Raw genomic sequence first — 23276 nt, 5'->3', positions numbered from 1 at the left:
AGATACAAGGTGCCATTTAATTCCAGGCCGTCTTCCCGGGTATACGAGATCACCTCTTTATGGACATCCTCAATACTTTTGAACGGATTCTCAAAAAAGGTTAATTGCGTAGGCGCTTTTCGTTTCTTCAGATGTTTGTGATAGTAATTTGGATAAGTGCTTTTAGACTCTATACTCACCAACAACTCGTCTTTTAAAACGTTGTAGTCCCTCAGATCTTCTTTTTGGTCGGTTAGTTTAGACTGGTAGAGTCTCTCAGTTTTAAGCGTACTGAGATTTAATTGATCTACAAAAGGGAACTGCCCGTTTTCTGAGTACCCATCGCCCAGAAGAAAGGCGTTGTTCTTATTGTCTAAGGATAAAACGAGGCTTCCATTTTTGTTGCGTTTCATTACAAAATTCCCGGGATCACTATAGGAGTCCTGATAATTTCTATCATAGATTAGGGAGGGTTTTTTTTCCGAATTGGAAGGATCAAAGACATAGGTCTTGGTATTCCGGGTATTCCACCAATAGTCAGTAGCAATGGCAACTTTATCTGTTCCCCATTCTATAGAGCTAAATCTGTTGATTGTTTTCAGTAGTAGATTTCCCTTTCCTGCGAATGGGGCATCTAATTGGTATACGGCATCTCTGAATGGAACTTCAATGTTGGGGTCACCCTCATCCAATGCCTCCACGTAAATTAATGAAGCATTGTGGTCTGTGCGCCAGCTAATTTCCCGCATTCCCTTTCGTTCTGCCATAAAACCCTTTGGGAGATCTTCGATCAATGGAACTTCCAATAAGGTAGAAACCAAATCCCCCTCCTGGGTATAAATTGAGGTTGTAGATGGAAAGCGATAGTAGGGTACCAGGTAGGAAAAGGGCCGTTCTACGGTAAGGACCATGACATAGGATCCATCCGGAGAAAAACTAATATTTCTATACATGGCTGCAGGTTTCCACAAGCTAATCGAACCATCAAGAGTTACTTTGTACAGTTCCGATTGGGCCAGTTGCTGAAAGTTAAATTCATCCGCAGGGTTGGTCAGAAGGTCCTGGTATGTTCTGTTTTGGGCTTTTTTCCCATCGTTTGTTGAAATAGTAGGGCCTTCCGGGACAGCCTCAGCCTGATCTATGAGGTCTTTCCTGGAATCCGGGAGCATTTTTACCAGAATAGCATCCCCTGTTTTAAACCAGTTAATCACGTCTCCCAGATTGGCGTTCACCTTGGCATCAGTGATCTTTTGTACCATGGCAGAAGCAATATCAAGCAGCCAGATTTCTACGCCTTGAGCAGTAGTATTGGTAACGGCTACTTTGGATTCATCCGGTGAGAAACTAAAGTTAGCCAGGCGTGGATTTTCGGGCAGACCTTCTACTTGAATAATTTCTTTCCCTGAAGTAGATTTTATTTTGATGTTATTATAGTAATTGGTTCGGCTACCGATATTGGTGACTGGGTTGATTCGTAACCCCGCCAAACGCATCTCCGTTTCAGACAATTCCTGAATACTTTTGTAGGGATCCCTATAAAGCAAGAGCATATAATCTCCATTATCTGTTACCCTAACGGTTGGAGCCAATGGCGCATTGACCAACTCCATAATTTCTTGTGGAGGTTGTTGGTAGCTTAGTTTTTCCTGGGCAGATCCGCAAGTCAGCAAAAGGATAAAAAGTACCGAAAAAATTGATTTCAAAAAGATGTAAACTCGTTTCATTGTTATGACTTTGATGCTAGGTAAGTTACTACAATTCCCTCTTAAAATCAAAGCGCTTGGCATTGAATAGACTACCCTAATAATAGAAGGGAATAATCTTTTCTGGATTTACTAGGTAGGCTTCCTGAGAATAGGTATTTTAGGAATACGAAACTAAACAGAGGTCAAAAGTACTCTCTTTGGCCTTAGATGAAAATCTACTTTTTATGTATAACTCAAGAATATCGGGGCTTGGCTTTTATGTGCCGGAGAATGTAGTGACCAATGACGACCTGTCTAAACTAATGGATACAAACGATGCCTGGATACAGGAACGGACCGGTATCAAGGAACGAAGGCACGTGGTACGTGGGAAGGATACCACCACCACCATGGGCGTAAAAGCCGCCAAAATAGCTATCAAACGAGCAGGCATTAAAAAAGACGATATAGATTTTATAGTCTTTGCCACCTTAAGTCCGGATTATTATTTTCCTGGCCCAGGGGTATTGGTACAACGCGATCTGGATATTAAGACCGTGGGCGCCCTGGATGTAAGAAATCAATGCTCAGGATTTGTGTATGCCATTTCCGTGGCCGATCAATATATTAAAAGTGGGATGTACAAGAATATCCTGGTGATAGGATCTGAATTGCATTCCGGTGGACTCGATTTTACCACTCGTGGCAGGGGAGTGTCTGTGATTTTTGGCGATGGGGCAGGGGCTGCCATTCTCACACGCGAAGAGGATCCTAAAAAAGGAATTCTTTCTACCCACCTGCATTCTGAAGGACAGCATGCCGAAGAACTGTCTTTACTGGCACCCGGAATAGGACACCGTTGGGTTTCGGATATTTTGAAAGACAACGATCCGGATGATGTGTCTTATTATCCCTATATGAACGGACAATTTGTATTCAAGAATGCAGTGGTTCGCTTTGCGGAGGTAATTATGGAAGGACTCAAAAAGAATAAGCTGGAAGTAAAGGATATTGACATGCTGATCCCTCATCAGGCCAATCTTCGAATTTCTCAATTTATTCAGAGAAAATTTGGGCTGTCGGACGATCAGGTTTACAACAATATCATGAATTACGGCAATACAACGGCTGCCTCCATTCCTATTGCCTTGACGGAGGCCTGGGAACAGGATAAGATCAAAGAAGGCGACCTGGTTGTTCTGGCGGCTTTTGGAAGCGGATTTACCTGGGGGAGTGTGATCATCCGCTGGTAAAGGTGCGTTAGAATACTTAATATCTATGGGGAAACAACTTCATAAGCTCACCGTTTCGCTGCAGGACTTTATGGCGGAACAAAAGATCTTTTTTGTGGCTACGGCCATGAGCGAAGGACGTATCAATCTATCTCCCAAGGGTATAGATACATTCAGAGTATTAGATGAGAAAAAAATTTGTTGGTTAAACCTTACCGGGAGTGGTAATGAAACAGCCACCCACATCCTTCATCACAACCGTATGACCATATTGTTCTGTGCCTTTGAGGGGGCGCCAAAAATTGTGCGTTTGTACGGTACCGCTAGCGTTTTTCATCCGGGAGACCAAGAATTTGGTGCCTTGTGTACCCTGTTTCCTGAGATTCCGGGGACACGTCAGATCTTTGAGATGAGCGTAGAACTCGTACAAATATCTTGTGGTATGGGGGTGCCAATAATGGCTTTTGAGGGGAACAGAAAGGAGCTTATTGATTGGGCCAAAGGACAAGGGGAGGAGGGTTTAGAAGCATACAGAAACAAAAAGAATTCAATCAGTCTTGATGGTTTGTCTACAAGAATCCAAAAAGGGTAGCATATAAAACCCCGGCAAATTCGCCGGGGTTTTTTGGCACCAATTCGCAGAAGTCACCAACCCATAACTCCTTAAGAGGGCCAGATCTATTTGCTAAAGAATTCCTCCACTACCTTGTTTGGTATTGTCGTCTCGGTTTTTTCGCCTGGAAGCCCTGTTTTTCCCACTGCCAAAACGGTATGAGATCCCTGCGTATACATTCTGACTTTCCCAGTTAAACATCCCCGTTTGTAAAAACGGCTTGTCTCCTTCGAAGGCAAATCTCATGGTATTAAATACGTCATTGAAATTAAGACTAAAGGTTCCCTTTCCTTCAGCGAAACTGTATCGGGCACCGAGATTTATAAAATACATGGGCTCTACGTTAAACTGAATATTCTGGTTTTGACCCCGATAGAAGCCAAAAACCTGGAAGGTAAGTTGCTTGGTGGCCGTAAAGCTGTTATTCATTCTAAAATTCCATGCAAGGTTTTCTACTTCAACCTCATCAATAACAATGTCGTCAACGGTGGCCTCAGAATTGCTTCCCAGTAAACTCTCAGTAATTCCCCTTTGTGTCTGTGAAAACAGATCAAAACTACCGTTTATACTCCACCATTTGGCCGGTTTGTAATTGGTTGAAACTTCAAGACCATAAGCAGAGGTATTGTCAAAATTGTCATAGGTTAGTATCAACTTATTTAGGTCTAATCTGTCTACGTAAACCGCTCTGTTTATCTCATTTTCAATGGTCCTGTAGAATACACCTGCGGTAATACTTCCTTTCTCTAGTCGTCTGGTGTAATTTCCTTCAAAAGAAGTGGTGAACTGAGGAACGAGGCTGGGATTGCCAAAGGAGGAAATCAATGGGGTTGCCCATTCCCTTATAGGATTTACCTGTGTTAATCCCGGTCTGTCTACCCGCCGGCTTGTACTTATCTGAAACTGATCTTTTTCATTTGGAGAATAGGTAACAAAGGCAGAGGGATATAGTTGGGTGTATTTGTCGTCAAAGGACCGCACCTTGTTGGTGTCTGCCTTTACCGTAACATCTTCTGCCCGTAACCCAAGCTGATAGGACCATTTCTCATAAGTCTGTCCAAAGGTAACATAGGCAGAATAAATATCCATACCGTATACAAAGTCGGTTGGAGGCGTGGGCCTTAAGTTCCCATTAGAATCAAATGATTGCCCGGTAGAGCGATAGTCAACATTGGTCTCAAAAATTCTTGTTTCCAGGCCTGCTTCAATTTTTGAGATAGAATCTAACGGGTTCACATAATCAAGATTGGCAATAGTTTGCGTTCTCTTGGTATCTACAAAATCTACATAGTTAGGAAAAAGAGAATTCCCGCTTATCTCAAAGGCAGATTCTTCATTGTCTTCAAAAGAATTGTAGTCTATTTCCAGTTCCAGATTATGCCCCTCTTTGTTAAAATCCAATTTGTAATCAAAATTGTACTGCTCACTGTGATTGTCATTTATGGGGATAAATCGTTGGGTGTTGTTACGACTGGGATCATCGAAGTAGAAAACTTCAGTAAATCCTTGCGCACTTCCGTTAAAAATATTCTGGTTGGTAAAAAAAGACAGTGTGTTCTTGTCATTTAAATAGAAATCGAAACCTCCCTTTAGTAAATAGGACTTATTGTTGTTTAGGAATTCGAATAACTGTTGGGAATTTTCAACTATCCTGGTGATATTCCCGTCATTTACGTACTTCCCAACATTGGTCCCGACATTCCCGTAAAGATTGAATTTCCCGTTCCTGTAATTCAGATCCAGGGATGAATTAAATTTTGCTTCTATCCCTACCGTTAAACCGGTATTTATAGTGCCGTTAAAACCTATATTGGCATTCTTGTGCAGTATGATATTGATAATCCCACTCATCCCTTCTGGATTGTATTTCGCAGAAGGATTGGTGATCAGTTCAATGGACTTGATGGAAGTAGAAGGAATTTGGCGCAATAGTTGGGCCACAGGAACATTAGATAGTTTCCCATCTACCATAACGCGAACGTTAGAATTACCCCGAAGCGATAGCTCCCCGGTTTGCTGATCTATATTGACAGAGGGAATGTTATTCATAATATCGGAGGCTGTGGCACCCGCTGTGGTAAGGTCCTTCCCAACATTGACCACTTTCCTGTCTATGCGTTGTTCAATGGTGGTTCTTTCTGCTACCAATTCTACTTCGGAGAGTGCTTCGGCCTCTTCGGAAATAGTAATGGTCCCCAATTCTAGGGCACGATGACCTTTGTCTAGGGTGATGTGTTGACTATGGGTCTTATAGCCAATATATTGTACTTCCACGATAAACTCTCCGTCGGGTAATTTCTCAACCTTAAAACTGCCATCCTCGGCCGTAATACTACCTGTAATGTTGGTAGAGTCATTGAGTGATTTAACCACTACCGTGGCATAGGCAACAGGTGCGTGTAAGGTTTGGTCTATAACTTTTCCCGTAATACTTCCTTCTTTTAATTCAGGTACCTTCGGGTCGGTTTTGGCGTGCATAATGGAAAAGACCATCAGTGCCAAAAGCAATGATACTGTTCTCATGATTGATTCGTTTATTAATTGATTGATTGATGATACTTAAATGACGCGCAGAGGAAAAAATTGTTACGAACAAAACCAGATTTAACATTATTTCGTCCATTTATTGGTTAGATTTAGGATAAAATGGAACAGAAGGTAAGGTCCTAAAAACAAAACCCCGATGAATTCACCGGGGTTTCTATCATTGGTATGCCGTACTAAACACTAACCATTAACTATAAAAATACGGCGTCCCAATGAATAAGAAGTATTCTTAACTCAAGAGACGAGCATTATCTCAATACGTTACAGTAGTTAACACACTTTAACACCTTAATTGCCTTATGAAAAAGACCTTGGTATTCGGAGCATCCTCAAAACCTTCCAGGTATAGCTATATCGCTATCAAAAGATTAGTGGGTGCCTCCCAGGAAACACTGGCATTTGGAGCTAAAGAAGGTATTGTGGCAGGGGTAAAGATCAGGACAGATTGCAGTTCTTTTACTGATATAGACACCATTACCCTGTATATGAACGCTCACAGGCAACGAGACCACTACGAGACCATCATAGGTCTAAGGCCCAGGCGCGTCATCTTCAACCCTGGGACAGAGAATCCTGAATTTTATGAAATGCTCACCAAGGAAGGCATTAAAGTAGAAATTGCCTGTACCCTGGTATTGCTGGCTACCGGGCAGTATGACTGATGTTCTGGTGCTAAGGGGGCATGTTGTCTATAAGTAAGTATGCCTGTCGTAATTAGGTGCCGCAATATAGTTTGTATAATATCAGCAAAGTATCCTCCTTTTATCCCCTTTTTAATGTACACATAAAAGGCTCTTTTTTTAACTACCAACTCTTGTAATTCATTATTAGGCCAACTATGAATATCACTAAAAAGAGTTGAATTATAAATAAAAGTAAACTGGTGAATAACAGTATTAGAGAATCGGACTTGTTATGGGTATTTTTAAAGATCCTGTAAATCATCACAAGCAGTATGATATAGTAGACAGGGTTGAATAGCAAAGGAAAATTTATTAAAAGAAAGGGAATAATACTTACCAAAATTGCAAAACCAATGACAAACGAACTTATCGCTACATGCTCCAGGTAGTTAAATTTTTGGTAGGTTATTTTTGTTGAATTCGCCAATAGGAATATGGTGAAAATCAGGAAGTATTTGTAATAAGATTTTATAAACAAACCGGCAGCCTTGCCTATTGTATATCCCTCATTAAATAATATATTTTGTGAATTTGAGACTTCAATGTTTGTTGGTGTTTTAAAAATAGCCTCTAAAACAAGGTAAATAGATATGGAAATGATCAGGAATGAAATGGGGTTCAGTATTCCTTTTCGTTTCCCCATTAAATAATCAATAATTAATTTTTGAGGGTTTACAACCATTGCTTTTATATTAAAAAGAAACCCTTTGTCCATATCGGTTAGGGTCGCAAATGCATCTTCTATTGTGGAGCGGAAGCTTATTTTTTTAACCCCGGCTCTTTCGCCGCAATTTGGACAAAAATTTTCATGGTGTTCTGTATGGCAGCTAATGCAAATCATAATTCTTCTTTTTGTTCACTACACTTTGATTGTTTACCGAAAGAATTTTAACCTAGGAATAGCGGTTAGTTAAAATTAAGGGTGGCTTTTAAGGTTACTTTTATGTTTTTCATTAGATATCTTGATAGGTATCAATTACTTGCATCAGCCCCTCATCTACTTCTTTCATGACTCTCAATATATTTTTTATCCAGGTGTTCATTTTTTTCTTGTTGCCAATGGATGTTCTAAGCAGGGTCTTATACGCTTCATTTGATTTTAATTTCTTATAATCTAAGGGTGCAAAATTTCCTTTTATTTGAGTATTATCCAAAGGAATTTCGGTCGATTCGAAGATCTGGGTAAGGATAGGTGAGGCCGTATGATAATAATAGAGTTCTTCTCGTTCATTTAATTTTTCACCAAAGCCTAAAAGAAGGTTATAAAGGGAATTCAGATTATTTCTAAGGCCATCATCCTTAATAAAATTTAAACCATGTTCTTTGGCCCTTTGGTATGCACTGTTTGTTAGTGTTGTTTTCCACCATAGATGGGAATTCTCAAAGTGATAATTAAGCGAATCGTTATAAGGTCTGTTTTCATTGAGATACACAAGTATAAGCTCACAAGATCTTATTGCAGACTCATTACCAGATATTCCCCGGTTCACCAAATCAAAATTGGTATTTAGAGTGCGGTGTAAGTCTTTAAGTATATTTAATTCCAGGGCTCTTGATTTTTGCGCTTCATTCCAATTGTTGACCTGCAAGGCCAATAGAATACCGATCATTACCAGTGCTATTTCGCCTATGGCATATAGCAGGTACTTACTTACCTTATTTTCTTTGATCATGTTTTGTCTGATTTTTCGAAAGAATTTGATCATTTACAATTTAGGTTCAGAATGAAGGTTTAACAATAGAATCAATACGTTGTATATTCTCCCCCATTCTGTGATAAATGGGCAATAAGGTATTGGTATGTGTCACTAATTCTGCCAATAAGTTTAAAATTGTTCGGTCTTGTAACAGTTTTGTATAATCATTTGCATTAGCAGACAACGGCTTATAATCAAAATCTTCAACCTCATTAATACCATCATTGTTTACCGCACTGTTGGTTATTGCAATATAGTCTATCTCTCTGTTTAAAGCCGGACTTAAATGGTTGTCCACAAAATTGTTTTGCTGGTCTTCATAAGCGGCCAATAACTGTAAATTTGCCTTTAATTTTGTCAACTCCTGACGTAAATATGCTGATCTGAGAAGATTGAGCTTCCCGGAAGCAATTAACTCATCATAGACACTGATTTGATTAGACTTTCCCATCAGAAAACGATTCTTTATATCGAAAAGGCTTTGTTCTATGTCGATTTTCAAACTATCGTGAATTGGTTTTCCGCTTAATTTTATGAGTACTCTTGCTCCGTTAACTACTTCAGAATATCTTTTTAATCCGCGTTGATGCTGAAACCTGTTATGATCCATTTTTTTTGCAATAGCGCCAAGTAAAAGTGCTTCTTCATTTCTATCCAGCCGGTTTTGGTTCCATGTATTTAGTTGCAATGCTATTAAAATCCCAATGACCACAAGCACAATTTCTCCTATGGCATACAGCAGATACCTGCTTGCCTTATTTTCTTTGATCATGTTTTGTCTGATTTTTCGAAAGAACTTAATCATAGTTTGTACTTATTGTAAGGTCTAGTCTCCCTTCTGTCACATCGAGCGGAGTCGAGATGTAATGTATGTATTCCTTTCTAGGTCTCGTTTTGCTTCGCAAGGTACCTTTGTTAAACATACATGTTTAACTCGGTACTGCCCGACCTGACATCCCTGCAATATCGTAGCTGCGGCAAACAACCTGCACCACCTAAAAGATTTAGTAGTTCTTTTAAAGGTAGATTTTGACGCATATGTCTAAAGAACTTAATCATTCTAAGACTTTTCTAAGATTATGTTTAATTCGTTTGTAATAGCATTAAGTGCTTCTATTGAAGTTTTTAGTTCTGTAACATAATTAACATACAATAATTGGTAGTTACTAATTACGCGATGTCTGTATTCTGAACTGTTAAGAAAATAATCTTGCAGCTCTTTACTACTATTATCTTGCATAATTGTTTTACCCATATATTCAGGATACCAGTCGTAATTATCTCTAAATATATTGACTAATTCTCGGGATTCTTGATTGATTCGTTTTTCGAAACTATTAATTAATACAAGCTCCATTTGGTCATAGACATCTATTATTTTAAGAGACAAACTATCTTTAACATTCAATGTTTTTAATTGATTTACTCCAGTCTGATTTAGACTAGTAGCTGCACCAAAACTTGTTAGTATTCTGGACAATCCTACATCAAATAAATCGGGTGTTATTGAATCGTTAATCACTCTTTGAAATATAAATTCTATTCCTGTGTAATAGTCTAGATTTACATACAATTCTTGAACATCATTGTCAATATCAGTTAGTATGCGTTCATATACCGAAATTAGTTGTTCTTGTTTGAGTCTTTTTTCATTCCAGTTATTGATCTGTAAGGCGATCAGAATACCAATCACAACAAGAATGATTTCGCCTATGGCATACAGTAGGTACTTACTTGCCTTATTCTCTTTGATCATTTTTTGTCTGATTTTTCGAAAGAATTTGATCATGAGTTTAAATAGTTTTCTATATCTCTTTGCATATTTTCGATTCTGAGTTCCATTCTTTTCATTAAATCTAAATTAACGCTACTTGTTCTACCTCTTTGGCCGATATGGTTCAATACCATAAACAAAAAGTCTCTATTTTTTAATTTATCTTCTTGCAACTTTTTGGCCCAAAGAAGAGGTGTAGTTTTTAGCGAAAAATCAATACCGCCAGCTACTGTAAGGCTATCGGTATAGTTCATGTCCACTACATTCTCTTTTACTAATAAATCTCTAAACTCTGCAATTGTTTTTTCGTTGCTTATTTGTATAACTAAAGCACTATAATCTAAATATTGGTAGAATGTCAGAATCTTTTTTCTCAAATCGCCGTTTTTAATAAGTAGTATATTTCCAGAGCTTTTTAAATCTTGAAAAGTAGGATCGCTAACCACAAATGTTTTACGAGTTATATCAGTTAGATATAGGTTAATGCTATCGGCATTTATGTTATTTGAATTAAGATGCCTTATAGCTTTTTCACATTTTAATCGCATTAAAATATTATGAGCAACTTGATCTTTAACAAGTTGCTGCTGTGTCTTAATATCTTCAAGAATATTAATTAAATATTCTTTCTCTTTGTTATGGTCTAACCTTGCTGTATTCCATGTGTTTATTTGTAAAGCAATAAGAATACCAATAACAACGAGTAAAATCTCGCCAATAGCGTATTTAAGGTAGTTGCCTGTTTGATTTTTCATAATTAGGGATTGACGTATGTGACGGAAGAATTTGATCATTTATAAACCTCTTTGATTTGCTTTCTGATCTCAGCTATCTTCTTCAGGTTGGCTTCCATTTGTTCTATCTCACCATCTCTATTGTCCCGAAATAGTTTAAAAAGCACAATATTTGATTTGTCTTCAAAGAAACTCTTAGAATCAATAGGCACAGAATAACCCCGCCATTTAAAATCTAAAAACTGCGATTTAAGGATAGGAATCCAGTCCGTTTTAAATGAGTATTCTACGTCCTCTAAACTTTTGTAAAGTGAAAATAGATATTCATCATAATAGGATATAAGTTCTAATTGCAACTGGTTGTCTGTGACATTTTCTATTCCCTTGGCCTTTAGCACCTCAAAAGCACTTGACTGAGATTGAAAGCGTTCAAAGCAAATAATTTTTCCCATCCATTCATTTAAGTTGTCGGCATAATTTTTATTGGCTACCTGGGCAAGTAAACTATCTGTATAGTGGTTGGCTAGCTTAGCCTCAAAGAGTCGGGCAGACAATGCTATGGAGTCTTGTTCTAGGTTTTGATTGATCAGGAATATGATCTCTTGCTCAAATTTTTTGGATTTCAGGATCTCATTGTGATTATTAAGCTGTAAGGCTATAAGGATACCTAAAACAACGAGTACTATTTCGCCTATGGCATAGGCAAGGTATTTAGCGGTCTTATTGTTCTCCATAAGGTCGAATCGAATTTTTCGAAAGAATTTGATCATTGGTTAGTGGTTGGTCACAAACAAGTGAAGTGCCTGTGGAACGTTTGCAGGCGTCAAGATAATAATTCAGCGTCTATGAAAAAGGGTCCTGCCTTATTTAATTTGCTTAGCTGAACATATTAGCCAAGGGTGTAAGCAATATGCATGCTTCACTTCTTGCGTTTTCGGATCAGCCACAGGCCTAAAAATGTAAGCAACCCATTTACAGGCAATACTTCATAGCCCACTTCATAACCACCTAGCATCTCCGCGGGCAGGTTGGTCACCAGCATAATGATGAGCACACAGGCAATGGCAACCACCCAGCTTAGTTTGTCCTTTATCTTGTACCTGGTACAGATCCCAAAGGCAAACAGCCCCAGTAAAGGGCCGTAGGTGTAGGTGGCCACGGTAAGCAAACCGTCTATGACGTTCCGGTCCAAAATGTATTTAAAGCTGATCACCACCAGCACCAGTAACACACTCATGCCAATATGTACCCTTTTCCGCAGCTGCTTTTGTGTATGCTGCTCTTTTTTCTCTATCCCCAGAAAGTCGACACAAAAAGAGGTGGTAAGAGACGTCAGGGCACTGTCTGCACTGCTGTAGGCCGCCGCTATCAGCCCAAGGATAAAGGTACTGGCCACTATACTTCCCAAACCGCTGTTCAGAGCGATCTCCGGAAACAACAGGTCAGATTTCGGGGCCCCGTCCATCATTGGAATCGCCACTTCAAAGCGCTCTGCATAAATAAACAACAAGGCACCCAGCAAGAGAAAAACAAAGTTTACGGCAATAAGGATGACACTAAAGGAAATCATATTTTTCTGGGCATCTCCCAGATTGCGGCAGGTTAGATTCTTTTGCATCATATCCTGGTCCAGCCCCGTCATACAAATGGTGATAAACATGCCTCCCAGAAACGACTTTACAAAATGATTTTTGGCAAAAAAGTTGTCTGTAAAAAAAATAGTGCTGTATTCTTTCAATTCTTCAGAGCCAAGGAATTCGGTAAACGTCCAGCCTAATTTTTGATTGATAAAATAGATGGAAAGTCCCACCGAGACTAACATAAACAGGGTTTGTAAGGTGTCTGTCCAGACAATGGTCTTAATGCCTCCCCTAAAGGTGTAGATCCATATCAGGAGGATAGACAGTATAACGGTAAGTTCAAAGGGTACGTTCCAGGCGTCAAAGACAAACTGTTGCAAAACAATGGCCACCAGGAATAACCTGAACGAGGCCCCCAGCACCCTGGAAATAAAGAAAGAAAGCGCCCCTATCTTGTAACTCACCGGACCAAATCGCTCATGCAGGTATTCGTATATAGAGGTTACGTTTAGTCGGTAATAAATAGGCAACAGCACAAAGGCGATTACAAAATACCCGAACAAGTAGCCAAAAACTACCTGCATATAGCTAAATTCTGAAGCCTCTACCCAGCCGGGTACCGATATAAAGGTGACCCCAGACAAGGAAGCTCCTATCATCCCAAAGGCCACTATAAACCAGGGCGATTGTTTCCCCGCCTTAAAAAAATCGGCATTAGAATCATTTCGTCCGGTGACGTAAGAAATAAGGACAAGGACCAGGAAATAGGCGCCTATAAGCAGCAGAATATGGGAGGCAGTCATTCAAATTAATTTCCCCTGCAAAGTACAAAAAGTAAAAATAGTACGTAATTTTGCGCGTATGGAATTTTCTTCAAAACTTCTGGAAAACGCGGTCTATGAAATGTCCCAATTACCGGGGATAGGTAAAAGAACTGCGCTGAGATTAGTGCTGCATTTACTGAAGCAACCTGTTTCACAGACAGAACGATTGGGAGGCGCCCTGATTTCGCTGCGTAACGACATTAAATTTTGCACCAATTGTCATAATATATCAGATGTAGCCCTGTGCGAGATTTGTGCGAATCCCAAAAGAGATACTAGTTTGGTTTGTGTAGTGGAAGACATCCGCGATGTGATGGCCATTGAAAATACCAGTCAATACAACGGTTTGTACCATGTGCTGGGTGGAAAGATCTCTCCAATGGAGGGCATAGGCCCACAGGATCTTACCATACCTTCTCTGGTGGAAAAAGTTAAAAGCGGTGTGGTGAAGGAACTTATTTTTGCCATGAGTTCTACCATGGAAGGAGATACCACCAATTTTTATATTTACAAACAAATCCAGGACCTGGAAGTAAATACTTCTACCATTGCAAGAGGCATCTCCGTAGGGGATGAGCTGGAATATGCAGATGAGATTACCTTGGGCAGAAGTATCATCAACAGGATCCCTTTTGAGAATTCCCTGAAGGCGCATTGATTGAGTTGTGTGAAAAATTTAAAAAACAGACCATAATTTTACTATTTTTGCAAAAATATAGTACTTAACAAGGCGGTTAATAAGAATATGTCAAAGTTTGAATTGAAATTACCCCAGATGGGTGAAAGTGTTGCCGAAGCTACCTTAACATCATGGTTAAAGGAAGTAGGGGATACCATAGAATTGGATGAGGCCGTTTTTGAAATAGCCACGGACAAGGTAGATTCTGAAGTGCCCAGCGAGGTGGAGGGAGTTTTGGTAGAAAAACTTTTTGAAGTAGATGACGTCATAAAGGTCGGCCAGACCGTCGCCGTAATTGAGGTAAAAGGATCTGAATCTCCTGTGGAGCAGCCGGCTGAGGTTGCAGAAGATGTAGAAGAAGAGGAGACAATTCCTAAATTGGCCACCGCAGCAATTGAAGAGCAAGTGGCAGTCGCCAAAGAGACAGTAGCTGCGCCTGTTGCGGCCTATAAGGCATCAGATCGTTTTTATTCCCCTCTGGTGAAGAATATCGCTAACAAAGAACAGATTTCATTTGAGGAACTGGAGGCTATCCCGGGTACCGGACTGGAAGGAAGGGTGACCAAAAATGATGTCCTGGCCTATCTGGAGAATAGACAAAATGGTGGTGTTGTGACAAAGTCAGTAACCCCTCCCGCACAAGAAGAGAAGGCTATACCTGTTCAGGAGAAAAGGCTACCAAAGGCTACCCCAACACCAAAAGCGGCAGATACACCACATAAAGTAACCACAGCCAGTGCCACGGGTGGGGATGAGGTGATCCCAATGACCCGTATGGGCAAGCTTGTGGCCCAGCATATGATCCAAAGTGTGGCCACCTCGGCCCATGTACAAAGCTTTATTGAAGTAGACGTTACCAAAGTGGTTGCCTGGAGAAATAAAGTAAAAGACGCCTTTGAAAAAAGGGAAGGGGAGAAGCTTACGTTTACCCCTATTTTTATTGAAGCCGTCGCAAAAGCCCTGAAGAAATTCCCCATGGTGAATATTTCTGTTGAGGGAGATACGGTAATCAAAAAGAAGAACATCAATATTGGGATGGCCGCAGCGCTGCCCGATGGAAATCTTATAGTGCCGGTCATTAAAAATGCCGACCAATTAAACCTGGTGGGAATGGCCAAAGTGGTAAACGACCTTGCCAATAGAGCAAGAAACAATGCCTTAAAGCCCGATGAAATAAAAGAGGGCACCTATACGGTTACCAATGTAGGGACCTTTGGAAGCGTTTTTGGCACTCCTATCATTAACCAACCACAGGTGGGGATCCTGGCCCTGGGAGCCATACGCAAAATGCCAGCTGTGATCGAAACCTCTGAAGGCGATTTTATTGGCATACGCAGTAAAATGTTCCTTTCGCATAGTTATGATCACCGCGTGGTAAACGGAGCCTTAGGGGGAATGTTTGTAAAAGCAGTCGCCGATTATCTGGAAGACTGGGATAGCAAGCGCGATATTTAGTCTGTCTGTTTTAACATTCTTAGCTATCTCACTCTCACATATAAGACAATGACATGGAATTAAATCTGAGTAAACCTATCTGCTTCTTTGACCTGGAAACCACCGGGACCAATGTGGCAAAAGACAGGATCGTAGAAATTTCTATTCTTAAAATATCTCCCGGCGGGAATAAGGACCACCGCACCTGGCTGGTAAATCCGGAATGTGAGATCCCGGCAGAAGTGGTGGCAATTCATGGCATTTCTAACGAAAAAGTGGCCAACGAACCTACCTTTAAAGAATTGTCTAAAGAGATCTATCAGTTTATAAAAGACAGTGATCTGGCGGGCTTTAATTCAGATCGCTTTGATATTCCCCTGCTCGCGGAAGAAATGTTGAGAGCGGGGATAGATTTTGACATGAAAACCATGGTGTCTGTAGATGTGCAGACCATTTTCCATAAAATGGAGCAACGAACCCTGTCTGCAGCCTATAAATTCTATTGTGATAAAGTCCTTACGGATGCCCACAGTGCCAAGGCAGATACGGTGGCTACCTATGAAGTATTGCTATCCCAATTAGATCGCTATCCGGAACTGGAGAACAATATCAAGAAACTTGCGGCATTTTCCACCTATAAGCAAAATGTGGATTTTGCTGGATTTATCGGCCTCGATGAGGAGGAAGAGGAGATCTTCACCTTTGGGAAACACAAAGGCAAAAAAGTACGGCAAGTACTAGAGGATGAGCCGGGCTATTTTGGTTGGATCCTGAATGCAGATTTTCCATTGTATACCAAGAAGGTCCTCACCCAAATAAAATTGAGCAAACTCAATAACAAACTTTAATATCTACAAGGGAAGGCAATGAAGATCATCTGCATTGGGCGTAATTATGCCGAGCACATCAAAGAACTGTCTAATGAACGTCCGAAGGATCCAGTGGTCTTTATAAAACCAGATTCTGCAGTACTTCCCAAGGAACAGGATTTTTATATTCCGGAATTCTCTCAAGAAATCCATTACGAAGTAGAAGTGCTGGTAAAGATCAAAAAGGTGGGAAAACATATCGATCCCAAATTTGCCCATAAATACTACGATGAAATTGGCCTGGGAATAGATTTTACTGCCAGGGACCTGCAAGCTCAGTTGAAGCAAAAAGGGCTCCCCTGGGAAAAGGCTAAAGGTTTTGATGGGGCGGCAGTTATAGGAAAATGGCTTCCAAAAACCGACTTTAAAGATTTAAAAAAACTTCATTTTACCCTGACAAAAAATGATGAAGTGGTTCAACATGGCTATACCGGACAAATGCTTTGGTCCATAGATGAACTAATAGGATATGTTTCTACCTTTTTTACATTAAAAAAAGGAGATATATTGTTTACAGGCACCCCGGCAGGTGTTGGCAGAGTAAGTCCAAATGACTACCTTTCGGGAAGTTTGGAAGGAAAAGAATTATTGCGTTTAAAAATTAAATAGATGATCTATAGTCTTGACAAATTAAAGGAGATGGCAGATGGGGACGAAGACTTCATCCTCTCTGTGATAACAGTTTTCCTGGAAGAGGTTCCTCAGGATCTTGAAGACCTCGAAAAGGCCATTCAGGAAGGGGATTATGAGAATACCTATAAGCTGGCCCATAAAATAAAACCCAATGTAGACCTGTTGGGAATGGAGCAAACTCGCGCCATAGCTCTGGAGATTGAGACCCTTGGGAAGAATGCGGAGAACAAAGATCAGATAGAGGCAAGGTTCCCTATGTTGAAAAAAGATATACAGCAGGTAATTTCAGAGCTTGGAAAAGATTTTGACGTCTAATGTTTGCTGAAATTATTACCATTGGCGATGAGATCCTCATTGGCCAGATCATAGACACTAATTCGGCTTTTATTGCCAGCGAACTCAACAAGATTGGTATTTCTGTATATCAGATCACTTCCGTTCAGGATGACAAGGCGCATATCCTCAATGCCTTAAAAGAGGCGCGCTCCAGGGCAGAGATCATCTTTATTACCGGAGGCCTTGGCCCAACCAAGGACGATATTACCAAACGTACGCTTTGTGAATACTTCAATGACACCCTGGTTCAGAATAAGGAGGTGCTGGCACATGTAGAAAAACTATTCAAAAAATATATTTCCACCCCAATTTCAGACATCAACAGAAATCAGGCACTGGTGCCATCAAAAGCACAGGTATTGCAAAATAATTTTGGTACTGCTCCCGGAATGTGGATAGAAGAGGACAACTGTGTCTTTATTTCCATGCCAGGAGTGCCGTATGAGATGAAAGATCTGATGACCAACCAGGTGTTGCCAAAACTGGTAGATAAATACAAGAGGCCTTTTATTATCCACAAGACCATAATGACCTATGGCCTGGGGGAAAGTGCCATTGCGGAGCGTATAGCTGCTGTGGAAGATACACTGCCCAATACCATAAAGCTGGCGTATTTACCAAACCTGGGAAAGGTACGTTTGCGTCTAACGGCCAAAGGTCCTGAGAGGCAAATACTGGAAGACGGGATCAAAATGGTTGCTGCAAAAATTTATGAACTCATCGGTGATATTATCACCGGAGAAGAAGAGCAAGGTACCATAGAAGCCGTGGTGGGAAAATTACTTACCGCCAAAAAGCGAACGATGGCTACCGCAGAGAGCTTTACCGGAGGAAAGATTGCAGAACAGATCACCTCCGTACCTGGGGCTTCCGCTTATTTTGTAGGGAGTATGGTATGCTACGCCACCAGAACCAAGATCGACCTTTTGAAGGTACCGGAGAGTCTGATTCAGCAGCATTCTGTGGTAAGTGCAGAGGTGGCGGCTTCTATGGCGAAGAATATACGGGAACTCATGAAGACAGATTATGGGGTGGCCACCACCGGGAATGCCGGCCCTGCCAAAGGCGACTCTGATGCGGCTATTGGTACGGTTTTTATTGCTATAGCCTCAGAAAAAGGGGTTGAGGTTCAGGAATTCTCCATGGGAAATCACCGAACAAGGATCGTACAAAAAGGGGTGCACAAGGCCTTAGAAATGCTACAAAAAGAAATTTTAAAATTCTAAAAAAGATTTTTGTGCTTCCGTTAAAATGACGTAAATTTGCATCCTGTTTAAATCAAAGTAAATAAGAGCACCATGTCTAAAGTTTGCGAAATTACTGGAAAGAGGGCGATGTTCGGAAATAACGTTTCCTTTTCGATCAATAAAACGAGAAGGAGATTTGATGTAAATCTTTCTAAGAAAAGGTTTTATATCCCTGAGGAAGATCGTTGGATTACCTTGAAAGTTTCTGCAAGGGCTCTTAAAAGCATCCACAAAAAAGGAATTTCTGCGGTCTTGAAAGAGGCACGCCAGAATGGAATACTGAAGTAAGCCACATAAATAATAGATCATGGCAAAAAAAGGAAATAGGGTTCAGGTAATTTTGGAATGCACAGAGCATAAAGACTCTGGTATGGCAGGTACCTCAAGGTATATTACCACCAAGAACAAAAAAAATACTCCCGATAGATTGGAGATAAAGAAGTTTAATCCCATTCTGAAAAGAATGACTGTTCATAAAGAGATAAAGTAAAAGATCATGGCAAAGAAGACCGTAGCAACCCTTCAGGGAAGTTCAAAAAGACTTACAAAGGCTATCAAAATGGTAAAATCGCCTAAAAGCGGCGCCTATACTTTTGTTGAATCCGTAATGTCACCGGAAATGGTAAACGATTGGTTGGCCAAAAAATAGTCAACTTTCTGCACATAAAATAAGCCGCTCTCTCTGGATAGCGGCTTTTTTAATTTCTTATATTTGAGCCGCTGAGCAAAAACCATCCATGAGTTTCTTTAAAAAAATATTTTCTTCCGAAAAAAAGGAAAGCCTTGACAAGGGTCTTGAGAAAACTAAGACTAGTTTTTTCTCAAAACTGGGAAAGGCGGTGGCCGGAAAATCCAAAGTAGACGATGACGTCCTGGATAATCTGGAGGAAGTATTGGTAACCTCCGACGTTGGGGTGGAAACAACCCTAAAGATCATTGAACGGATCGAAAAACGCGTTGCTGCCGATAAATACATGGGCACCGATGAACTTAATGGTATTCTAAGAGAGGAGATTGCCGGACTATTATCTGAGACGCATACGGGAGAAGCCACAGATTTTGAGATCCCAACAGGCAAAAAGCCATATGTGATCATGGTGGTAGGGGTCAATGGAGTAGGAAAGACTACCACCATTGGGAAATTAGCACATCAATTAAAGAACAAGGGGTACTCGGTTATCCTGGGAGCCGCAGATACTTTTCGTGCCGCAGCCATTGACCAGTTGCAGGTTTGGGCAGATCGCGTAGAAGTGCCGATCATAAAGCAGCAAATGGGGAGCGATCCTGCCTCAGTAGCCTTTGACACCCTTAGCGCCTCCCTTACCCAAGGGGCAGACGTTGTATTGATCGATACCGCAGGACGCCTCCACAACAAGGTGAACTTAATGAACGAGCTGAGCAAGGTGAAGCGGGTCATGCAGAAAGTTGTCCCAGATGCGCCCCATGAGGTGCTATTGGTATTAGATGGCTCTACGGGCCAGAATGCCTTTGAACAGGCAAGGCAATTTACCAAGGCTACGGAAGTAACTTCCCTGGCAGTGACAAAACTAGATGGAACCGCAAAAGGCGGGGTGGTTATCGGTATTTCGGATCAGTTCCAAATTCCTGTAAAGTACATAGGAGTAGGTGAAAAAATTGAAGACCTGCAGGTATTTAATAAGTATGAATTTGTTGACTCCTTTTTCAGTTGAAAACAGCTCATTTCATAGCATCCCTTTTCGTATTGTTCGTAACGCTCTCTGTCTGGTGTCAACCAACTTATCCCAAGGCCAGTCCCTTCTCAAAAATTGAACAACAAATTGGATTAACAAGCCTGAGTATTGAATATTCCAGACCTGCGGTGCGGGGAAGGCAGCTTTTTGGCAAATTGATTCCATATGGCCGTATTTGGAGGGTAGGCGCCAATGAATCCACTAAATTCTCTACGAATAAGGAAATAACGATATTGGGAAATAAGTTATCCCCCGGAACCTATGCCTTATATGCCTTTCCGGAAGAAGATGTCTGGGAGGTGGTCTTTCATAAGAATACCACTCATTGGGGAGATGGGAGAACGGCATACGATGCTGCAGAAGATGCGTTTAGGGTGCGCATCAAACTTCAGGAAAATATAGAATGGCAGGAAAACTTTCTTATAAGCTTCGATTCAATAACCCATAACGGGGCCGTCATGCAATGGAAATGGGGTACTCGTAAAATCTCTGTTCCTATGGAGGCTGGCACTCAAAAAGAGATGTTACATACCATAGAGGAGCATATGAAGGGCTCTCCCACTGCACAGGACTACTATGAAGCCGCTAGGTATTTTCAGGAAGAAGGAATAGCGAACGAAACGGCACTGGGGTATTTGGAAAAGGCAATAGCGTTGGGTGGTGATACCTATTATTATTACAGGGTAAAATCCCTGGTGGAAGCAGCCGTAAAAAACTACAGTGCCGCTATAGTGTCGGCCCAACGCTCCCTGACACTTGCCCAGGCAGAGGGGAAGGATGAATTTGTACGTATGAATAAAGAAAATATCGCCAGATGGAAAGAATTAGAGTAATAAAGGGAAGAATAAGTGTTTTAATAGTCATAACCATAGTGGTCCTATGGATGGGAAGCTGCAAGGAGCAGCCAGCCATGGATGAGAATATTGTCTTATGGACTGCCTACAATGATTCCACAGAGATAGCAGCCAATGAATCGCACGACAACCCTAGAATGCGCTATAAGCTGATCCAATCCAGGGTTTTGGATAAAAATGATGTATTCAGACCCTTGTACCATGAGGTCTCCCAGTTTAGCAAGGCTTCCTATGAGCGTTTAAAGCCCATGATCCTGGAACAGGATATTCCTGCTTTACAGGCCTTTGTAAAAGAAGGGAAACTAAGTTATGAAGAACTGGTTTTGTTTTATTTGTACCGAATCTACCATTTTGAATTAGACAATGAGACCACCTTAAATACGATTATAGCACTAAATGGGGAGGTAGTAGAGGAAGCCAGAAAAAAGGATAAGGAACGACAAGAAGGGCATCACCCCATATATGGAATGCCAGTACTTCTAAAGGATAATATAGATACCAAGGGAATGAATACCACGGCAGGGGCGCTGGTTTTTGCAGACAATACTACGGACGATGCCTATATCGTGGAAAAACTCAAAGCAAAAGGGGCACTTATACTGGGAAAGGTAAATTTGAGCGAATGGGCCTATTACCTCTGTGATGGTTGCCCGGTGGGCTATAGTGCCTATGGAGGGCAAACCTTAAACCCCTATGGGAGGAAGATCTTTGAAACCGGAGGTTCTAGTGCTGGGAGTGGCACTTCTATGGCTGCTAATTATGCGGTGGCCGCGGTGGGTACAGAAACATCCGGTTCTATTTTGTCTCCCTCCAGCCAGAATTCTGTAGTGGGCCTAAAACCATCTATTGGGCTGCTGAGCAGAACCGGTATTGTTCCAATTTCGAGCACCCTGGATACCCCGGGACCTATGACCCGCAATGTCACAGACAATGCAATTCTTTTAGACGCCATGATGGGAAAAGACTCACAGGATCCTTCTTCTGTGGCGCAAGACTTTGGTGTGAACTGGTTTCAATATTTGGGCTCTACTACCTTGAAAGGTAAACGTTTTGGGGCATTTTCTAATTTACTGGAAAGCGATAGTATTTATAAAATGACCCTGGATAAAATGGAAGCGGCAGGGGCAGAAATTGTGGTATTAGATCCTCCTTCCTTGCCACTCGATGGTTTTATCAGTATTCTTAATCTGGACATGAAGGTAGATCTGCCCGCATATATTTCTGACCATGTAAAGAACAAGAAAGATATTACGGTAAGAGAAGTAGCCGATATTATGCAGTATAATTTACAGGATAGTTTACTTCGTATTCCGTATGGACAGGGAAGGTTCAATGCGATAGTATCCGACACCACTTCCATGGAAGAATTGGAGACCATAAAAAGCAACCTGGAATCACAAACCAGGGTCTATTTTGATGAGGCCATAGATGATAATCAATTAGATGCCATTCTTTCCATCAATAATTATCACGCAGCCTATGCCGCAGTGGCCAAATATCCTGCTTTAACGATTCCGATGGGGTATAAGGCAACTGGAGAACCCATCAGTCTTACGTTTATAGGGAAGCAGTTTGAAGAAGCTAAACTTTTGCAGTTGGGTGCCGCCTATGAAAAGATCAATAAGGTTAGGCAGACTCCGGAGCAATATCAATAAAAGGGATTTTTAGTATCCAATAAGATCTTGGAGTATACCCCAGAGTTCATTGTCAAAACTGGAAGGACCCGCCTGGTCTTCTCCGGCATCTTCTCCCATTCTGACAACCACCAGCCCCTGGTCCGGGACGATGTATAATTTTTGGTCATTCTTGCCCAATCCCGCATAGGTATTGGGAGGCGCATTTGGTATAAGATACCCATTAAACCTAACTTGCGATCCGGGTACCATATAACTTTCTTTTCCATTTAACCACCATAAATACCCATAGGAGAGATTAATGGCCTGGGAGGTGTTTCGCATGGAGGTCATATAGTTCACATCTTCCAGCACTACGGTATTTTCCCAACTTCCCCCATTTAGATTTAACAAACCAAATCTCGCCATACTACGGGCATTGCTGAAATAGACATTGTTCTTGCCGTTAGTACTGAGCCAAATACCGTTCATCCCAATCTTATCTCTGAGTTCCGTATTGAAAAAGTCAGAAAAAGTAGTTCCTGCTGCTG

Annotated in this window: 24 protein-coding genes and 1 pseudogene; 15 read left to right on the top strand and 10 right to left on the bottom strand. The window is 41.0% G+C overall.

The features are described from left to right. Positions 1-1703, bottom strand: a 1703-nt coding sequence (locus WBM49_RS07085) for a S9 family peptidase (RefSeq protein WP_424371358.1), incomplete at its 3' end; no start/stop codon positions are given. A 206-nt stretch (positions 1704-1909) separates the two neighbouring features. On the opposite strand from WBM49_RS07085, the gene WBM49_RS07080 reads away from it, so the two are divergent. Both WBM49_RS07080 and WBM49_RS07075 read left to right on the top strand, forming a co-directional pair. Then, positions 1910-2917, top strand: coding sequence for a 3-oxoacyl-ACP synthase III family protein (locus WBM49_RS07080; protein ID WP_424371357.1), 1008 nt, complete (start codon positions 1910-1912; stop codon positions 2915-2917). A 25-nt stretch (positions 2918-2942) separates the two neighbouring features. Further along, complete coding sequence (locus WBM49_RS07075; protein WP_424371356.1) at positions 2943-3488, top strand: pyridoxamine 5'-phosphate oxidase family protein; 546 nt, start codon at positions 2943-2945, stop codon at positions 3486-3488. Positions 3489-3581: 93 nt separating this feature from the next. On the opposite strand, the gene WBM49_RS07070 is transcribed toward WBM49_RS07075, so the two are convergent. Further along, positions 3582-6032, bottom strand: coding sequence for a TonB-dependent receptor domain-containing protein (locus WBM49_RS07070; RefSeq protein ID WP_424371355.1), 2451 nt, complete (start codon positions 6030-6032; stop codon positions 3582-3584). 323 nt (positions 6033-6355) lie between these two features. Here WBM49_RS07070 and WBM49_RS07065 point away from each other — a divergent pair, with 323 nt between their 5' ends. Then, positions 6356-6718 carry a CoA-binding protein gene (locus WBM49_RS07065; protein ID WP_424371354.1) on the top strand — a complete coding sequence of 121 codons (363 nt, stop codon included), beginning with the start codon at positions 6356-6358 and terminating at the stop codon, positions 6716-6718. A gap of 142 nt (positions 6719-6860) precedes the next feature. Here the strand turns inward: WBM49_RS07065 and WBM49_RS07060 are convergent, their stop codons facing one another. The 7 genes from WBM49_RS07060 to WBM49_RS07030 form a co-directional block, all read right to left on the bottom strand. Beyond that, positions 6861-7580, bottom strand: a complete 720-nt coding sequence (locus WBM49_RS07060; RefSeq protein WP_424371353.1) for a DUF3667 domain-containing protein — start codon at positions 7578-7580, stop codon at positions 6861-6863. Between the two features lie 112 nt (positions 7581-7692). Then, positions 7693-8412, bottom strand: coding sequence for a hypothetical protein (locus WBM49_RS07055; RefSeq protein ID WP_424371352.1), 720 nt, complete (start codon positions 8410-8412; stop codon positions 7693-7695). A gap of 46 nt (positions 8413-8458) precedes the next feature. Beyond that, positions 8459-9208 carry a DUF6090 family protein gene (locus tag WBM49_RS07050; protein ID WP_424371351.1) on the bottom strand — a complete coding sequence of 250 codons (750 nt, stop codon included), beginning with the start codon at positions 9206-9208 and terminating at the stop codon, positions 8459-8461. A 288-nt stretch (positions 9209-9496) separates the two neighbouring features. Beyond that, a complete protein-coding gene (locus tag WBM49_RS07045) occupies positions 9497-10192 on the bottom strand; it encodes a DUF6090 family protein (RefSeq protein WP_424371350.1) in 696 nt (231 codons plus the stop codon). Positions 10193-10221: 29 nt separating this feature from the next. Beyond that, positions 10222-10965, bottom strand: a complete 744-nt coding sequence (locus WBM49_RS07040; protein ID WP_424371349.1) for a hypothetical protein — start codon at positions 10963-10965, stop codon at positions 10222-10224. Positions 10966-11000: 35 nt separating this feature from the next. Then, positions 11001-11714, bottom strand: coding sequence for a DUF6090 family protein (locus WBM49_RS07035; protein WP_424371348.1), 714 nt, complete (start codon positions 11712-11714; stop codon positions 11001-11003). A gap of 149 nt (positions 11715-11863) precedes the next feature. Beyond that, the gene (locus WBM49_RS07030) at positions 11864-13327 is read right to left on the bottom strand and encodes a sodium:solute symporter (protein WP_424371347.1); all 1464 of its coding nucleotides are present in this window, start codon (positions 13325-13327) and stop codon (positions 11864-11866) included. A gap of 58 nt (positions 13328-13385) precedes the next feature. Here WBM49_RS07030 and recR point away from each other — a divergent pair, with 58 nt between their 5' ends. From recR to WBM49_RS06970, 12 genes are all read left to right on the top strand, one after another. Continuing rightward, on the top strand, positions 13386-14006 hold the full coding sequence (gene recR, locus WBM49_RS07025; RefSeq protein ID WP_424371346.1) for a recombination mediator RecR: 621 nt from the start codon (positions 13386-13388) through the stop codon (positions 14004-14006). A gap of 87 nt (positions 14007-14093) precedes the next feature. Beyond that, positions 14094-15482 carry a dihydrolipoamide acetyltransferase family protein gene (locus WBM49_RS07020; protein WP_424371345.1) on the top strand — a complete coding sequence of 463 codons (1389 nt, stop codon included), beginning with the start codon at positions 14094-14096 and terminating at the stop codon, positions 15480-15482. Positions 15483-15535: 53 nt separating this feature from the next. Beyond that, positions 15536-16309 (top strand): exonuclease domain-containing protein, encoded by a 774-nt coding sequence (locus WBM49_RS07015; protein WP_424371344.1) that lies wholly within the window; start codon positions 15536-15538, stop codon positions 16307-16309. Between the two features lie 18 nt (positions 16310-16327). Next, positions 16328-16939, top strand: a complete 612-nt coding sequence (locus tag WBM49_RS07010) for a fumarylacetoacetate hydrolase family protein (RefSeq protein ID WP_424371343.1) — start codon at positions 16328-16330, stop codon at positions 16937-16939. Further along, positions 16940-17278, top strand: coding sequence for an Hpt domain-containing protein (locus WBM49_RS07005; protein ID WP_424371342.1), 339 nt, complete (start codon positions 16940-16942; stop codon positions 17276-17278). Continuing rightward, entirely contained in the window at positions 17278-18525 is a 1248-nt protein-coding gene (locus WBM49_RS07000) for a competence/damage-inducible protein A (RefSeq protein ID WP_424371341.1), read from the top strand. Before WBM49_RS07005 ends, WBM49_RS07000 begins: the two co-directional genes overlap by 1 nt. A gap of 72 nt (positions 18526-18597) precedes the next feature. Beyond that, positions 18598-18834 (top strand): 50S ribosomal protein L28, encoded by a 237-nt coding sequence (rpmB, locus tag WBM49_RS06995; protein ID WP_129602756.1) that lies wholly within the window; start codon positions 18598-18600, stop codon positions 18832-18834. A 19-nt stretch (positions 18835-18853) separates the two neighbouring features. Further along, on the top strand, positions 18854-19036 hold the full coding sequence (gene rpmG, locus WBM49_RS06990; protein WP_424371340.1) for a 50S ribosomal protein L33: 183 nt from the start codon (positions 18854-18856) through the stop codon (positions 19034-19036). A 6-nt stretch (positions 19037-19042) separates the two neighbouring features. Continuing rightward, the gene (locus tag WBM49_RS06985; protein ID WP_163691216.1) at positions 19043-19195 is read left to right on the top strand and encodes a DUF4295 domain-containing protein; all 153 of its coding nucleotides are present in this window, start codon (positions 19043-19045) and stop codon (positions 19193-19195) included. Between the two features lie 88 nt (positions 19196-19283). Beyond that, complete coding sequence (gene ftsY, locus WBM49_RS06980) at positions 19284-20237, top strand: signal recognition particle-docking protein FtsY (RefSeq protein ID WP_424371339.1); 954 nt, start codon at positions 19284-19286, stop codon at positions 20235-20237. Next, positions 20234-21091: a DUF2911 domain-containing protein gene (locus WBM49_RS06975; protein WP_424371338.1), complete on the top strand. Its 858-nt coding sequence runs from the start codon at positions 20234-20236 to the stop codon at positions 21089-21091. Before ftsY ends, WBM49_RS06975 begins: the two co-directional genes overlap by 4 nt. After that, a complete protein-coding gene (locus tag WBM49_RS06970; protein WP_424371337.1) occupies positions 21073-22767 on the top strand; it encodes an amidase family protein in 1695 nt (564 codons plus the stop codon). The genes WBM49_RS06975 and WBM49_RS06970 overlap by 19 nt, the downstream gene beginning before the upstream one ends. A 9-nt stretch (positions 22768-22776) precedes the next feature. Here WBM49_RS06970 and WBM49_RS06965 read toward each other — a convergent pair. After that, a pseudogene (locus WBM49_RS06965) lies at positions 22777-23276 on the bottom strand (serine hydrolase domain-containing protein); the annotation flags it as partial.

It is taken from the genome of Muriicola sp., from assembly GCF_049669965.1.
Classification (GTDB): domain Bacteria; phylum Bacteroidota; class Bacteroidia; order Flavobacteriales; family Flavobacteriaceae; genus Muriicola.
Note: the sequence above shows the minus strand (reverse complement) of the source record. Positions and strands in the feature narration are given on the sequence as shown.

Excerpts from the sequence above, each read along its gene's own strand:
- WBM49_RS07055 (WP_424371352.1), bottom strand. The coding sequence starts at position 8,412 with ATGATCAAAGAAAATAAGGTAAGTAAGTACCTGCTATATGCCATAGGC.
- WBM49_RS07045 (WP_424371350.1), bottom strand. The coding sequence starts at position 10,192 with ATGATCAAAGAGAATAAGGCAAGTAAGTACCTACTGTATGCCATAGGC.
- WBM49_RS07030 (WP_424371347.1), bottom strand. The coding sequence starts at position 13,327 with ATGACTGCCTCCCATATTCTGCTGCTTATAGGCGCCTATTTCCTGGTC.
- WBM49_RS07075 (WP_424371356.1), top strand. The coding sequence starts at position 2,943 with ATGGGGAAACAACTTCATAAGCTCACCGTTTCGCTGCAGGACTTTATG.
- WBM49_RS06985 (WP_163691216.1), top strand. The coding sequence starts at position 19,043 with ATGGCAAAGAAGACCGTAGCAACCCTTCAGGGAAGTTCAAAAAGACTT.
- WBM49_RS07035 (WP_424371348.1), bottom strand. The coding sequence starts at position 11,714 with ATGATCAAATTCTTTCGAAAAATTCGATTCGACCTTATGGAGAACAAT.
- WBM49_RS07060 (WP_424371353.1), bottom strand. The coding sequence starts at position 7,580 with ATGATTTGCATTAGCTGCCATACAGAACACCATGAAAATTTTTGTCCA.
- WBM49_RS07015 (WP_424371344.1), top strand. The coding sequence starts at position 15,536 with ATGGAATTAAATCTGAGTAAACCTATCTGCTTCTTTGACCTGGAAACC.
- WBM49_RS07040 (WP_424371349.1), bottom strand. The coding sequence starts at position 10,965 with ATGAAAAATCAAACAGGCAACTACCTTAAATACGCTATTGGCGAGATT.
- ftsY (WP_424371339.1), top strand. The coding sequence starts at position 19,284 with ATGAGTTTCTTTAAAAAAATATTTTCTTCCGAAAAAAAGGAAAGCCTT.
- WBM49_RS07020 (WP_424371345.1), top strand. The coding sequence starts at position 14,094 with ATGTCAAAGTTTGAATTGAAATTACCCCAGATGGGTGAAAGTGTTGCC.
- WBM49_RS07070 (WP_424371355.1), bottom strand. The coding sequence starts at position 6,032 with ATGAGAACAGTATCATTGCTTTTGGCACTGATGGTCTTTTCCATTATG.
- WBM49_RS07050 (WP_424371351.1), bottom strand. The coding sequence starts at position 9,208 with ATGATCAAAGAAAATAAGGCAAGCAGGTATCTGCTGTATGCCATAGGA.
- WBM49_RS07010 (WP_424371343.1), top strand. The coding sequence starts at position 16,328 with ATGAAGATCATCTGCATTGGGCGTAATTATGCCGAGCACATCAAAGAA.
- WBM49_RS06970 (WP_424371337.1), top strand. The coding sequence starts at position 21,073 with ATGGAAAGAATTAGAGTAATAAAGGGAAGAATAAGTGTTTTAATAGTC.
- recR (WP_424371346.1), top strand. The coding sequence starts at position 13,386 with ATGGAATTTTCTTCAAAACTTCTGGAAAACGCGGTCTATGAAATGTCC.
- WBM49_RS07005 (WP_424371342.1), top strand. The coding sequence starts at position 16,940 with ATGATCTATAGTCTTGACAAATTAAAGGAGATGGCAGATGGGGACGAA.
- rpmG (WP_424371340.1), top strand. The coding sequence starts at position 18,854 with ATGGCAAAAAAAGGAAATAGGGTTCAGGTAATTTTGGAATGCACAGAG.
- WBM49_RS07065 (WP_424371354.1), top strand. The coding sequence starts at position 6,356 with ATGAAAAAGACCTTGGTATTCGGAGCATCCTCAAAACCTTCCAGGTAT.
- rpmB (WP_129602756.1), top strand. The coding sequence starts at position 18,598 with ATGTCTAAAGTTTGCGAAATTACTGGAAAGAGGGCGATGTTCGGAAAT.
- WBM49_RS07000 (WP_424371341.1), top strand. The coding sequence starts at position 17,278 with ATGTTTGCTGAAATTATTACCATTGGCGATGAGATCCTCATTGGCCAG.
- WBM49_RS07080 (WP_424371357.1), top strand. The coding sequence starts at position 1,910 with ATGTATAACTCAAGAATATCGGGGCTTGGCTTTTATGTGCCGGAGAAT.